Source organism: Achromobacter sp. GQ309 (assembly GCF_059759315.1).
Window position 1 is genome coordinate 622341 of the sequence record NZ_JCAXDP010000003.1, and the last position, 12531, is coordinate 634871.

Below are 12531 nucleotides of genomic sequence, written 5' to 3' on the forward strand. Positions count from 1 at the left end.
ATCGCAGATGAGCTATCAGGATATTCAATTCGACCTGTCCGGCGGCGTTGCGCGCCTGACGCTGAACCGCCCGGACAAGCTGAACAGCTTCACGGCCAACATGCACGCCGAAGTGGCCGACGCGCTGACCCGCGTCGAAACCGAAGGCGCGCGCGTGCTGGTGCTGACCGGCGCGGGCCGCGGCTTCTGCGCCGGCCAGGACCTGAGCGAGCGCAAGCCCGCACCGGACGGCACGCCGCCCGACCTGGGTGAGACCGTCGACAAGTTCTATGGCCCGCTGGTGCGCCGCCTCAACGCCTTGCCCATGCCCGTCGTGGTGGGCGTCAATGGCGTCGCGGCAGGCGCGGGCGCCAATCTGGCCTTCGCGGGCGACATCGTCATCGCCAAGGCCTCGGCCAGCTTCATCCAGTCGTTCTGCCGCCTGGGCCTCATCCCCGACACGGGCGGCACGTTCGTGCTGCCGCGTCTGGTGGGCCGCGCGCGGGCCATGGGCCTGGCGATGCTGGGCGACAAGCTCAGCGCCAAGCAGGCAGAAGAGTGGGGCCTGATCTGGCAGTGCGTGGCGGACGAGGAATTCGATGCCACGCTGGACCGCCTGGCCACGCACTTCGCGGCCGCGCCCACCAAGGGCCTGGCGTTCACCAAGCGCGCGCTGCAGGCCAGTTTGGGCAATGACCTGTCCACGCAGCTCGACCTGGAACGCGACATGATGCGCGAACTGGGCCAAAGCGCGGACTACGCCGAAGGCGTCGCCGCGTTCCTTGGCAAGCGTGAACCGCAGTTCAAGGGGCAATGATGAGCGTGCACGTTCCCCCCGTTGAAGTGCCGACCGACCCGCAGGCGCTGGCGCAGGCCGTGGGCTCGGTGATGTATGCCGGCGACGCGGCCACGCAAGGCCTGGACATGAAGATCGAGGAAATGGCGCCGGGCTATGCGCGGCTGACCATGCGCGTTCGGCCCGACATGCTGAACGGCCACAAGACCTGCCACGGCGGTTTCATCTTCGCCCTGGCCGACAGCGCGTTCGCGTTTTCATGCAATTCGCGCAACGTCAGCACGGTGGCGTCGGGCTGCACGATCGACTATCTGGCGCCGGGATTCGAAGGCGACCTGCTGACCGCCGTCGCCCAGGAGCGTTCGCTGGCCGGCCGCACCGGCGTCTATGACGTCACCGTCACCAATCAGGATGGACGCAACGTGGCCTTGTTCAGGGGGCGTTCCTACCGCATCAAGGGCCAGATCGTCGGGACGCCCACGGACGCCTGACTGCTGCACCGTACCAAAGAGAAGAGAGACATCATCATGCCCAACACCATGAGCAAGCCGGGACTGGATCCTATCGAGCATGCCAGCCAGGACGAGCTGCGGGCCCTGCAGCTCGATCGCTTGAAGTGGACCCTCAAGCATGCGTACGAAAACGTCCCGCACTACAAGAAGGCGTTCGACGAAGCCGGCGTGCATCCCGACGACCTGAAGCAGTTGTCGGATATTTCGAAGTTCCCGTTCACGACCAAGAAGGAACTGCGCGAGAACTATCCGTTCGGCATGTTCGCCGTGCCGCGCGAGCGCATCTCGCGCATTCATGCGTCCAGCGGCACGACCGGCAAGCCGACCGTGGTCGGCTACACCCAGGGCGACCTGGACAACTGGGCCAACCTGGTGGCGCGCTCCATCCGCGCCGCAGGCGGCAAGCCCGGCGATACCGTGCACGTGGCCTATGGGTACGGGCTGTTCACCGGCGGCCTGGGCGCGCACTACGGCGCCGAGCGCCTGGGTTGCACGGTCATTCCGATGTCCGGCGGGCAGACCGAAAAGCAGGTGCAGCTGATCAATGATTTCCGTCCGGACATCATCATGGTCACGCCTTCCTATTTCTGCAACATCCTGGAAGAGCAGCGCCGCCAGGGCATCGACCCGCGTCAAAGCTCGCTGCGCATCGGCATCTTCGGCGCCGAGCCGTGGACCGGCCAGATGCGTGCCGACATCGAAGCCGAAGCGGGCATCGACGCGGTCGATATCTATGGGCTGTCTGAAGTGATGGGCCCGGGCGTGGCGAGCGAATGCGTCGAGACCAAGGACGGTCCGGTGGTCTGGGAGGATCACTTCTACGCCGAGATCATCAACCCGGATACCGGCGAACCGGTGGCCGACGGCGAACCGGGCGAACTGGTGTTCACGTCGCTGGCCAAGGAAGCGATGCCGATCGTGCGCTACCGCACGCGCGACCTGACCCGCCTGTTGCCGCCCACCGCGCGCAGCATGCGCCGCATCGGCAAGATCACCGGCCGCAGCGACGACATGCTGATCGTGCGTGGGGTGAACATGTTCCCCACGCAGGTGGAAGAACTGGTCCTGAAGATCGCGCAGCTTGCGCCGCACTATCAGCTGGTGCTGTCCCGTTCGGGCAACATGGACGAACTGGAAATCCTGACAGAAGTGCGCGCGGAGTTCTCGGGCCTGTCCGACGCCGAACGCGCCAATCTGGGCAAGCAGCTGCAGCATGCCGTGAAGACGCACATCGGCGTGAGCGCGCGGATCCAGGTGTCGGATGCCGGGCATGTCGAACGCACCTTGACCGGCAAGGCACGCCGGGTGATCGACAAGCGTCCGAAGTAGAGGGCGCATCGCTACGCAAAAAAGGCAGCCAACCGGCTGCCTTTCTTCATTTCGCGACCTTTATCGCCCCACCGTCCGCAGTATGCGCCGATACCAGAGGTGCAGCAGGACCGCCGACAAAGCCAGCCCGAACATGGCCATCAGCCACATGCTGCCGGCACCCTGCGGCGAGCCCGGCACCAGCACTTCGCGCAGACCGTCGATGCCGCCCCGGCCGGGACCAAACCCAAACCACCAGCCCCCAACCAGCCCCACGCCCGCCAGCGCGACCGTCTGCAGGATCAGCGGCACGACCGCGATCTTGTACGCGCGCAGCAGGTACGAGTTGATGCACTGCATCGAATCGAACAGGTGAAAGAGCGGCAGCACGGCGAGCAGCGTGGTTGCGACGGCGGCAACCGCGCCGTCGTCCGTGTACGCGGCCAGGATCAGCGGACGGCCGATCAGCAGCACCGCAGCCGTCAGCAGCGCGCCGATCAGACCCAGCGCCAGACCGGCCATGCCGGTGCGATGGGCGTGCGCATAATTGCCCGCGCCGATGGCCTGCGCCGTCAGCGCGGCGGTCGCCACGCCCAGCGCCATCGGCATCATGTAGCAGAGGGCCGCCAGGTTCGACATGATCTGATGCCCGCCGGTCACGAAGGTGCCCTCGCGCGCCACCAGCAGCGCCATGAACGTGAACGCTGAGACCTCGACCAGGTACGAGCCGCCCATCGGGATGCCCAGGCGCAGCAGTTCCTTGAGCGCCTTCCAGTCCGGCTTGCCGATGCGAAGCTGGAAGCGGCGGTAATAGCGATCGTGCGTGATCACCCACAGACCCAGGCCCAGGCTCATCCACGACACCACGGCCGTCGCCAGCCCCGCACCGGCCGCGCCCATCGCCGGCAGGCCCAGCTTGCCGTAGATGAAGAGCCAGTTGAACAGCGCCTTGAAACCGATGATGGACAGGTTGATGGCCATCACGAGCTTGGGCCGCGACACCGCGGTGCCCAGCGCGTAGATGGTGCGGAACACCAGCGCGGCGGGCAGGGCCAGCACCAGTGCCTGCAGGTACGACGCGATGCGGTCGCGTACGCCCGGGGCGACGTCCCCCGACATGAAGAGCCACATGTCCGGAAACAGCATTAGCGCGGCTCCCACGACCGACAGGCCGAGCGCCAGCCACACGCCTTGGCCCCAGCTCTTTCCGACTTCCGCGTTGTTGCCGGCGCCGAACTGCTGCGCCAGGATCGGGATCAGGGCGTGCACGACGCCCATCAGGCCGACGAAGACGGTGATGTAGATGGAAGCGGAAAGCGCCATCGCCGCCAGATCGTCGGGGCTGGAGTGTCCCGTCATGGCGGTGTCCAGCACCCCGAAAGAGATGCTGGCCCACTGGCTGATGAGGACGGGCCAGGCCTGCTTGGCGATGCCGCGCAGGGTGGCGCCGAAGGTCATCGGCGCCCCGATCGCGGCGGTCATGGCTTGACGCCGGTTCGCAGCAGGCGGAAGACTTCGGAACGGTCGGCGCGGCGGCCGCCTTGCCAGAGGACTTCGGCGCCTTCGCTGTACGCGGCCGTGCCGTCGCGCAGGCTCTGGTTGGTGGTCTGTTGCAGGACCAGCGTGCAGCGCGTGTCGAACGGGAACGACAGGTTGTTGAAGATCAGGAACGAGGCACGCTGGCCGCTGCCCAGGCTGAGCCCCCGGATGCACTCGCCCGGGCGCTTGTGCTGCGCGATGGCCAGGGCCAGTTGGCCGGACACCGTGCGATAGCTGCGTGCGTAGTCCACGGCAGGTTGCCACAACAGCACGAGCAGGATCCACGTTACGGTCAGGCCGCCGGCCGACAGCACGGTGCCGCGCCACAGCGCCTGGGGACGCACGCGCAGCCGCCAGACGACCAGGACGATCCACCCCAGGGTGAAGAGCAGCGCCAGCGCAAAGGCGACCCACGAGATCACGGGTTCATAACCGGTGGTCTGGCGGGCGATGTTGCGGGAAATCTGCGCCGGCCACTGGAAGTGCAGGGCCACCCAGCCGAGCCAGGCGGTGGCCACCGTCAGCGAAAAACACATGACGGCAAACCAGTCCAGCGTGTTCACCACGCCGCGGCGCAGCGTGGGCAGCGAGAACGCGCCCAGCACCGCGCACGGCACGGCCAGCAGCACGAATTCGGAATCGCTGGCCTCATCCACGAAGAACAGGATCACCGCCGAACACACCAGCAGCATCAGCGGCACCCAGATGTGCGGCGCGTAGATCCAGGCGCGCCACCGCCAGATCGCCAGCAGCGCCAGCGGCCAGGTCGGCCACAGGTACCACGGCAGGTCGCGTAGCGTGCGGGCGGCGTCGTGCAGGCCAGGGATGGCGAAGGACGACAGATTCCAGGTCTTCCAATTGCGGATCCAGTACTCGCTGCCCTGGCTGGCGGGAATCCACCAGGCAAGGATCAGACCGGTAGCCAGCACCGCGGCCCACAGCATCCAGCGCTTGCACTTCCAGAGCTGGCTGCGCGGATAGAAGGCCAGTGCCACGCCGACCATGATGGGCAGGGCGCCCACCCAACCGCGCGTCAGGAAGCTGGCAGCCAGCGCAATGCCCAGCGTGGTCGAGCCGGTGACGGGACGATCCACCGTGCGCGCCAGCGAATAGAACGCAAGCGCCTGGCAGGCCATGATGGCGGGGATGACGGTGGTTTCGTGGGTGCGCTGCAGGATGCCGACCGTGGCAAGCAGCAAAAGGAGGGCGGCGTCGGCCAGCATGCGGCCGTAGTCGCGCGGTTCGGGTTCCCCGCCAAAAGGCAGCGCCAGCGGCTGGGCTTCGGCCCGGCGGCCGAGCAGATACGTGCCGTACCAGACGCTCGAGGCCGTGATGCCGAACCACAGCAGATTGGGCAGGCGGCCGGCAGTGATGTCCCCGATGAACGGCCCGAACAGCCAGATGCTGATGGCGCCCACCCAGGTGATCAGCGGACCTTCCTCGGCGTGGGCCAGGTGCCCCACCTGCGGCAGCAGCCAGGTCAGGCCGCCTTCGCGGATCGCGGTGATCATCGTCGCCAGTCCGACGGCGTCGTCGGTTTTCCACGGGTCGCGCATGAACAGCCCGGCCACGATGTAGGCCAGGGACAGGCCCAGCAGGATAAGGCGGGGCAGTTTTGCGGTGGCTACCGACGTAAGCCGGGCCGGCGTGGAAATGGAAAGTGGGGACACGGGCGTTAATGTAACCGAGTGGTCGGGATGCGCCACCCCCTGACCGGCCTTCTGGCGTCGAGGGGGGAAAAAAAAGCAGCCCGAAGGCTGCCTTTTTGCTGTGACTCCCGTAGGAGCAACAGGATCAGGAAGCGGACTTGACCGTGCCAGCCGTGCGGGCGAAGCGGGCGCGGAACTTTTCCACGCGGCCGGTTTCGACGATGCGGGTCTGGGCGCCAGTGTAGAACGGGTGCGATTCGGAGGTCACGTCGCACTTGAAGAGCGGGTACGTCTTGCCGTCGAGTTCAACGGTTTCGCGCGTTTGGACGGTCGAACGGGTGATGAACTTGTTGCCCGTTTGCAGGTCGGCGAAGACGACTTCGCGGTATTCGGGGTGAATGCCTTCTTTCATGGTGCTTTCCTAGACTCGGTCGAGTCTTTTTCAAGAGTTAGGGTCGCCAGCTACAGCTGCCTGGTTCCGCTGCCGCGGTTCGCTACCAAATCTTGGCGCGACAGGCGCTAGCCACGTATCCAAAAAGTAACCCCGCATTCTAGCACGCGATGCTGCCTGCGGCCAGCCGCAAATGGGCGCCCGGGCTGTCATGCAGCCCGGGTTTCAGCGCGACGCAAATGTCAGAGATCCGTGCGCAGTTTCCAGATTTCCGGAAACAGCACCACTTCCAGCATGCGCCGCAGGTAATCCACGCCAGACGTGCCGCCCGTGCCCCGCTTGAAGCCGATGACGCGTTCGACCGTCGTAACGTGGCGGAATCGCCACAACCGGAAGGCGTCTTCCAGATCGGTCAGCTTTTCACCAAGCTGGTAGAGCGCCCAATAGCGGTCCGTGTCGCGGTAGACCGTCAGCCAGGCGGCTTCGACCGCCGCCGACGCCTGATACGGCTGGGTCCAGTCGCGTTCCAGGTGATCGGCCGGGATATCCAGGCCGTTGCGCGCCAGTAGCCGCAGTGCCTCGTCGTACAGCGACGGGGCCTCGTAGGCGCTCTGCACCTGGGCCAGCAGGTCGGCGCGGTGCGAATGCGGCTTGAGCATGGCCGCGTTCTTGTTGCCAAGCAGGAATTCGACCTGGCGGTACTGGTAGCTCTGGAATCCGCTTGAGCGCGCCAGATAGGGACGCAGCGCAGAGTATTCAGGCGGCGTCATGGTTGCCAGCACGTCCCAGGCGTGGACGAGCTGCTCCATGATCTTGCTGACGCGCGCCAGCATCTTGAAGGCCGGCTGCAGGCGGTCCTCTGCGACGCTGGCGATCGCGGCCCGCAGCTCGTGCAGCATCAGCTTCATCCAGAGCTCGCTGGTCTGGTGCTGGATGATGAACAGCATCTCGTTGTGCTCGGGCGACATCGGGTGCTGGGCGCCAAGCAGTTCATCCAGATGCAGGTAATCGCCGTAGGTCATGTCGCGCGCGAAATCGAGTTGCGCCTTTTCCTGGTGGACGATGTCTTCGGGGCGTTCGTTCTGGCTCATGCGCGGCCTCCGTGGCAGGGCGGCGCGGCGCGGCGGGCGGATGCGGGCAGGGCGCGCCAGTGGGGCGCGAATAGGAATTGCATGGTCGATTCTCCAAGCGGGGCGGCTGCTGTCGGGCAGCCGCGCCCGGGCCGGCAAATCAGCCTACAGTTCGCGCAGGACCGCGCGGACCGGGCTGGCATCGGCCTGGATCAGCGCCAACGGCAAGGCGATCAACTCGTAATCGCCTTCCGGCACGTCGTCGAGCACCAGGTTCTCCAGTACCCGCATGTCGTGCCGCAAGATCGTATGGTGGCTGTCCAGGGTCTTGCTGGAAGCGGGGTCGATGCTGGCGGTGTCCAGACCGATCAGCATGACGCCGCGTTCGGCCAGCCATTCGATGGTCTGGGGCGCGTAGGCGGAGAAGTCATCCGTCCACCAGTCCTGCGCGGCGTGCTTGGCGGTGCGCACCAGCACGCGGGGCGGCAGGTTGTGCGCCGCATGGGCTAGATGGTCGATCGTGATGAGGTCGCCGCAGTCGATCGCATGGATCACGCGGCAAGGGCCCAGGAAGGGTTCAAGCGAAACCGCGCCGATGGCTGCGGCCCCGTTCTGGTAGTGCAGCGGGGCGTCGGCATGCGCGCCGATGTGCGGCGACATCGTGATTTCGCTGACGTTGACCGGACAGCCGGGCGTAACCGTCCACTTCCATTGCTGGCGGTACGGCGTGTCGCCCGGAAAGACGGGAGATGCCGTCGAGACGGGCGGGGAAATGTCCCACAGGCGTTTCATGGCGGGCAAGGAAAGGTCGCGAGGGCCGGAATTAGGTTAAGCCTAAAACAATATCGGGCGGTAGTCTAACGGAATTCCGGCGCTTGTTGCGGTCAGAGGCAGCCCAGTTCAGCCAGCGACACCGCCGAGCCTCCCGCGACGATCAGGTGGTCGATCAGTTTGATGTCCACGAGCGCCAGGGCTTCCTTCAGGTGCCGCGTGAAGCCGTGGTCTGCCGCGCTGGGCGACGCCACGCCAGACGGGTGGTTGTGCGCCACGATGAGGGCCGCCGCGTGGTGGCGCAAGGCCTCGCGCACGACCTCCCGCGGGTAGACCGCCGCCTGCGAGAGCGTGCCCCGCGCCAGTTCGCCCGTGGCGATCAGGCGCAGCTGGGCGTCCAGGTACAGGGCGATGCAGTGCTCCACTTGCAGATGGCCGAGCGCCGCCTTGCAATATTGTTTCACTCGGGTGGGGTGGTTCATGGCGGTGTTCCGGACCAGGTCTTCTTCCATGGCGCGGCGGGCCAGTTCCAGCAGCGCTGCCAGGGTGCAGGCTTTGGACGCCCCCAATCCGGCGATGGACATCAGGTCCTGGGGCGAGGTGCTCAGCAACCCGCGCAGCCCGCCGAACCGGTCCAGCAATTGACGGCACAGATCCACTACATTCAGCCCTGGAATCCCCGTGCGCAGCGCGACGGCCAGCAGTTCGGCATCCTGGATCGATGCGGCCCCGTGACGGAGCAGACGCTCTCGGGGACGGTCTTGTTTTGGCAGCCGGACGGACAATTTCATAAGAGGCTCTAAAATCAGGGTTTACTCAAATACCCATACGGTGGCAGATCGTGAGCATCGCCTCTAATGAAGTGAACGTTTTGGTCCGTCCGGATTCCTACCTGACGCTGCATTACCGCATCACCCTGGCCTCGGGCCCGGGAGCGGGTTCGGTGTTCACCGACACCTTCGACGGCCGTCCCGGCACGTTGCAGATGGGCGGCGGGCAGTGGGCGCCTGGCCTGGAGGCCGCGTTGGTCGGCCGCGCCGAGGGCGACAAGTTCAGCGTCACCATCGAGCCGGCAGACGCCTACGGCGACCGCAATCCCGAACTGATCCAGCGCGTGACGCGCGCCATGCTGGCGCAGCACGCCGGCGAGGACGCCACGTTCGAACCCGGCGACCTGGTTGAATTCACCGCGCCCAATGGCGGCCGCTATTCGGGCGTCCTCAAGGAAATCAACGACGAATCCGCGCTATTCGATTTCAACCACCCGCTGGCAGGCATCAGCCTGAAAGTGGACGTGGCGCTGCTGGGAGTGCTTTGATGAGCCAGGCTGTCACCGCCTCCGACGCCGAAGTCCTGCTGGCGCAGCCGCGCGGCTTCTGTGCAGGCGTGGATCGCGCCATCGATATCGTCGAACGGGCCATCGAACTGCACGGCGCGCCCATCTACGTGCGTCACGAGATCGTTCACAACCGCTACGTCGTGGAAGACCTGCGCGCCAAGGGCGCCATCTTCATCGACGAGCTCGACGATGCGCCCGCGGGCGCCATCGTGGTGTTTTCGGCGCATGGCGTCTCCAAGGCCGTGCGCGCTGAAGCGGAAGCGCGCGGGCTGCAGGTCTTTGACGCCACCTGCCCGCTGGTCACCAAGGTTCACATCGAAGTCGCGCGCATGCGCGCCGCCGGCCGCGAGATCATCATGATCGGCCACAAGGGGCATCCCGAGGTCGAAGGCACCCTGGGCCAGGCGCAGGGCGGCATGTACCTCGTCGAAACCGTCGAAGACGTCGCCAGCCTCGAAGTCACCGATCCCGAAAACCTGGCCTACGTCACGCAGACCACGCTGTCGGTCGATGACGCGGCCGCGGTGTCGCAAGCGCTGAAGGCGCGCTTTCCCAGCATCGCCGAGCCCAAGAAAAGCGACATCTGCTACGCCACGCAGAACCGGCAGGATGCGGTCAAGATCCTGGCGCCGGAATGCGATCTGGTGCTGGTCGTGGGCAGCCCCAACAGCTCGAACTCCAATCGCCTGCGCGAAGTGGCCGAGCGCAAGGGCGTCGCGTCCTATCTTATCGACGGCGCGGAATCCATCGACCCCGCCTGGCTCGTCGGCCGCAAGCGCATCGGCGTGACCGCGGGCGCCTCGGCGCCGGAAGTGCTGGTGCAGCAGGTGATCGCGCGCGTCAAGGAACTTGGCGCCGTCTCGGTGCGCAAGATGCCGGGGCTGGAAGAAAACGTCGCGTTTCCGCTGCCCAAGGGCTTGTCGCGCAAGGCGGCCCAGACCGAATCGCTGGAATGAACAAGCGCCGCCCACGCGGGCGGCGCCACAAGAATACCGAGGAGATACCATGCAGCTTTACAGCTACTTCCGCAGCTCGGCCGCGTATCGCGTACGCATTGCCCTGAACCTGAAGGGCCTGCCGTACGAGACCGTGCCGGTTCATCTTCTGAAGGATGGCGGCCAGCAACTGTCGGCCGGCTACCGCAAGGTGAACCCGACCGCGCTGGTTCCCACGCTGGTCGATGGCGATGCGGTCATCGGCCAATCGTTGGCGATCATCGAATACCTGGAAGAAACGCACCCGGAAACGCCGCTGCTGCCTGCCGACGCCATCGGCCGCGCCCGTGTGCGCGATCTGGCGCTGGGCATCGCCTGCGATACGCATCCGCTGAACAACCTGCGCGTGCTGAAGTATCTGAAGCACACGCTGGGCGTGGATGAAGCGGCCAAGACGGCCTGGTACAAGCACTGGGTGCATCAGGGTCTTGAAGCGTTGGAAACCCAACTGGCTGCTTCCCGCGCCACGGGTCAGTTCTGCCACGGCGACACGCCGACCATCGCGGACCTGTGCCTGGTGCCGCAAGTGGCGAATGCGCAGCGCTTCGAGTGTGACCTGTCGGCCATGCCCAATGTCCTGCGCATCGACGCGGCGTGCCGGGCATTGCCGGCATTTGAGGCGGCCGCGCCGGGCAAGCAGCCCGACGCGGAGTGATGCCCGGCTGATCAGACCCGGCTGATCAGCCGATCTGCACCGGCACGAAGATCTTGTCTTCGCCGCGTTGCACCAGCAAGGCTACGGTCTTGCCCGCCTTCGACAACTCGGCCTTCACCTGGCCGACGTTGTGCACCGGCACCCCATTGAGGGACAGCAGCACGTCGCCGGGCTGAATGCCAGCCTTGGCGGCGGGGCCTGCAGAACGCTCGATGAGCAGGCCTTCCGCACCCGACTCCTGCTGCTCCTGAGGGCTCAGGGGGCGCAGCGCCAGGCCAAGCTGGCCGCGCTGCACTTCCTGGCCGTCGGCCGACGCCTGGGTCTTGTCCTTGGGCACGCCACCCAGCGTTGCGACCATCTCCTTCTGCCCGCCGTTGCGCCATACGTCCAGCTTGATCTTCTCGCCGGGGGCGGCCATGGTGATCGTCGAAGCCAGGTCGCCGGAAGACACGATGGTCTTGCCGTCGATCTTGCGCACCACGTCGCCCGGCTGCAGGCCGGCCTTTTCGGCGGCGCTGCCCTTTTCGACGCTCGACACCAGTGCGCCCGACGGCGAATCCAGCTTGAACGAGTCGGCCAGGTCCTGATTCACTTCCTGCACCGTCACGCCCAGGCGCGCATGCTGCACCTTGCCGTGCTCAAGGATCTGGTCCTTGATCTTGTAGGCCAGGTCGATGGGAATCGAGAACGACAGGCCCTGGAAGCCGCCGGTGCGGCTGTAGATCTGCGAGTTGATGCCCACGACTTCGCCGCGGTCGTTGAACAGCGGACCGCCCGAGTTGCCGGGGTTCACGGCCACGTCGGTCTGGATGAACGGCACCGAGGTGTCGTCCGGGAGCGAACGGCCCTTGGCGCTGACGATGCCGGCGGTGGCGGTGTTCTCCAGGCCGTAGGGCGAGCCGATGGCCAGCACCCATTCGCCCACCTGCAGCTTGTTCACGTCGCCCACCTTGATGACCGGCAGGTTCTTCGCCTCGATCTTGATGACGGCGACGTCGGTCTGCGGGTCGGCGCCCAGGACCTTGGCCTTGTATTCGCGGCGGTCGGTCATCTTTACTGTCACTTCCTTGGCGTCCTGGACCACGTGCGCATTGGTCAGGATGATGCCGTCGGAACTGACGATGAAGCCCGAGCCTTCGCCGCGCATCGGGACTTCACGAGCCGGCGCGCGGCCACGAGCGCCGGGCACCTGGCCAAAGAACTGCGCGAACGGGTCGTCGCTTTCGGCGGCCGACACCTTGCGCGTGCCGCTGACGCTGATGTTGACGACGGCCGGACCGGACTCGCGCGTGATTTGCGCGAAGTTGGGCGGCACGGACGCGCTGATCGGCTGGGACGCAGCGGTGGCGGCGGGGGCTTCGGCGGCCATCGAAACGCTGCCGGTCAAGGCGGTTGCGCCTGCGCCGCCAATGGCGCCGGCTGCCAGCAGCGCCAGGACGAGGCGCGAGGGTTTGATTTGCGTGGTCTTCATGTCGGCTCCTGCGATCATGTTGGGAACATGGCGCTATCTTCGGGCCGCACACTTAG

The 12531-nt window shown here is 66.1% G+C and carries 13 protein-coding genes; 6 read left to right on the forward strand and 7 right to left on the reverse strand.

Annotation, left to right across the window (positions count from 1 at the left end):
* Positions 1-7 precede the first annotated feature (7 nt).
* Genes paaG through paaK form a run of 3 tightly spaced genes read left to right on the forward strand, consistent with a single transcriptional unit; the run spans position 8 to position 2616 of the window.
* A complete protein-coding gene (gene paaG, locus AC6CIE_RS12215; RefSeq protein ID WP_175124705.1) occupies positions 8-796 on the forward strand; it encodes a 2-(1,2-epoxy-1,2-dihydrophenyl)acetyl-CoA isomerase PaaG in 789 nt (262 codons plus the stop codon).
* Positions 796-1266: a hydroxyphenylacetyl-CoA thioesterase PaaI gene (paaI, locus tag AC6CIE_RS12220; protein ID WP_056569414.1), complete on the forward strand. Its 471-nt coding sequence runs from the start codon at positions 796-798 to the stop codon at positions 1264-1266. The genes paaG and paaI overlap by 1 nt, the downstream gene beginning before the upstream one ends.
* A 36-nt stretch (positions 1267-1302) precedes the next feature.
* Entirely contained in the window at positions 1303-2616 is a 1314-nt protein-coding gene (gene paaK, locus AC6CIE_RS12225) for a phenylacetate--CoA ligase PaaK (RefSeq protein WP_498092303.1), read from the forward strand.
* Between the two features lie 60 nt (positions 2617-2676).
* Here paaK and AC6CIE_RS12230 read toward each other — a convergent pair whose 3' ends face one another.
* The 6 genes from AC6CIE_RS12230 to radC all read right to left on the reverse strand — a co-directional run bounded on the left by AC6CIE_RS12230 (position 2677) and on the right by radC (position 8806).
* Entirely contained in the window at positions 2677-4077 is a 1401-nt protein-coding gene (locus AC6CIE_RS12230) for an MATE family efflux transporter (RefSeq protein WP_175124703.1), read from the reverse strand.
* A complete protein-coding gene (locus tag AC6CIE_RS12235; protein ID WP_498092304.1) occupies positions 4074-5804 on the reverse strand; it encodes an ArnT family glycosyltransferase in 1731 nt (576 codons plus the stop codon). Before AC6CIE_RS12235 ends, AC6CIE_RS12230 begins: the two co-directional genes overlap by 4 nt.
* A 124-nt stretch (positions 5805-5928) precedes the next feature.
* On the reverse strand, positions 5929-6195 hold the full coding sequence (locus tag AC6CIE_RS12240) for a type B 50S ribosomal protein L31 (protein WP_008164119.1): 267 nt from the start codon (positions 6193-6195) through the stop codon (positions 5929-5931).
* Positions 6196-6416: 221 nt separating this feature from the next.
* Positions 6417-7265: a tryptophan 2,3-dioxygenase gene (gene kynA / locus AC6CIE_RS12245; protein ID WP_056567541.1), complete on the reverse strand. Its 849-nt coding sequence runs from the start codon at positions 7263-7265 to the stop codon at positions 6417-6419.
* Between the two features lie 144 nt (positions 7266-7409).
* On the reverse strand, positions 7410-8036 hold the full coding sequence (gene kynB, locus AC6CIE_RS12250; protein ID WP_175184432.1) for an arylformamidase: 627 nt from the start codon (positions 8034-8036) through the stop codon (positions 7410-7412).
* Positions 8037-8128: 92 nt separating this feature from the next.
* The gene (radC, locus tag AC6CIE_RS12255) at positions 8129-8806 is read right to left on the reverse strand and encodes a RadC family protein (protein WP_498092305.1); all 678 of its coding nucleotides are present in this window, start codon (positions 8804-8806) and stop codon (positions 8129-8131) included.
* 50 nt (positions 8807-8856) lie between these two features.
* Between radC and AC6CIE_RS12260 the strand changes: the two genes are divergently transcribed.
* Genes AC6CIE_RS12260 through maiA form a run of 3 tightly spaced genes read left to right on the forward strand, consistent with a single transcriptional unit; the run spans position 8857 to position 11004 of the window.
* Entirely contained in the window at positions 8857-9333 is a 477-nt protein-coding gene (locus AC6CIE_RS12260; protein ID WP_175184333.1) for an FKBP-type peptidyl-prolyl cis-trans isomerase, read from the forward strand.
* Entirely contained in the window at positions 9333-10310 is a 978-nt protein-coding gene (ispH, locus tag AC6CIE_RS12265) for a 4-hydroxy-3-methylbut-2-enyl diphosphate reductase (RefSeq protein WP_175124699.1), read from the forward strand. The genes AC6CIE_RS12260 and ispH overlap by 1 nt, the downstream gene beginning before the upstream one ends.
* A 49-nt stretch (positions 10311-10359) precedes the next feature.
* Positions 10360-11004, forward strand: coding sequence for a maleylacetoacetate isomerase (gene maiA / locus AC6CIE_RS12270; RefSeq protein ID WP_498092306.1), 645 nt, complete (start codon positions 10360-10362; stop codon positions 11002-11004).
* Positions 11005-11029: 25 nt separating this feature from the next.
* Here maiA and AC6CIE_RS12275 read toward each other — a convergent pair whose 3' ends face one another.
* Positions 11030-12475 carry a DegQ family serine endoprotease gene (locus AC6CIE_RS12275; protein ID WP_175124697.1) on the reverse strand — a complete coding sequence of 482 codons (1446 nt, stop codon included), beginning with the start codon at positions 12473-12475 and terminating at the stop codon, positions 11030-11032.
* Positions 12476-12531: the final 56 nt, after the last annotated feature.

What these genes read in the sequence shown, in the direction of transcription:
- paaG (WP_175124705.1), top strand. Translation starts at nt 8, where the DNA reads ATGAGCTATCAGGATATTCAATTCGACCTGTCCGGCGGCGTTGCGCGC.
- paaI (WP_056569414.1), top strand. Translation starts at nt 796, where the DNA reads ATGAGCGTGCACGTTCCCCCCGTTGAAGTGCCGACCGACCCGCAGGCG.
- paaK (WP_498092303.1), top strand. Translation starts at nt 1,303, where the DNA reads ATGCCCAACACCATGAGCAAGCCGGGACTGGATCCTATCGAGCATGCC.
- AC6CIE_RS12230 (WP_175124703.1), bottom strand. Translation starts at nt 4,077, where the DNA reads ATGACCGCCGCGATCGGGGCGCCGATGACCTTCGGCGCCACCCTGCGC.
- AC6CIE_RS12240 (WP_008164119.1), bottom strand. Translation starts at nt 6,195, where the DNA reads ATGAAAGAAGGCATTCACCCCGAATACCGCGAAGTCGTCTTCGCCGAC.
- kynA (WP_056567541.1), bottom strand. Translation starts at nt 7,265, where the DNA reads ATGAGCCAGAACGAACGCCCCGAAGACATCGTCCACCAGGAAAAGGCG.
- kynB (WP_175184432.1), bottom strand. Translation starts at nt 8,036, where the DNA reads ATGAAACGCCTGTGGGACATTTCCCCGCCCGTCTCGACGGCATCTCCC.
- radC (WP_498092305.1), bottom strand. Translation starts at nt 8,806, where the DNA reads ATGAAATTGTCCGTCCGGCTGCCAAAACAAGACCGTCCCCGAGAGCGT.
- ispH (WP_175124699.1), top strand. Translation starts at nt 9,333, where the DNA reads ATGAGCCAGGCTGTCACCGCCTCCGACGCCGAAGTCCTGCTGGCGCAG.
- maiA (WP_498092306.1), top strand. Translation starts at nt 10,360, where the DNA reads ATGCAGCTTTACAGCTACTTCCGCAGCTCGGCCGCGTATCGCGTACGC.
- AC6CIE_RS12275 (WP_175124697.1), bottom strand. Translation starts at nt 12,475, where the DNA reads ATGAAGACCACGCAAATCAAACCCTCGCGCCTCGTCCTGGCGCTGCTG.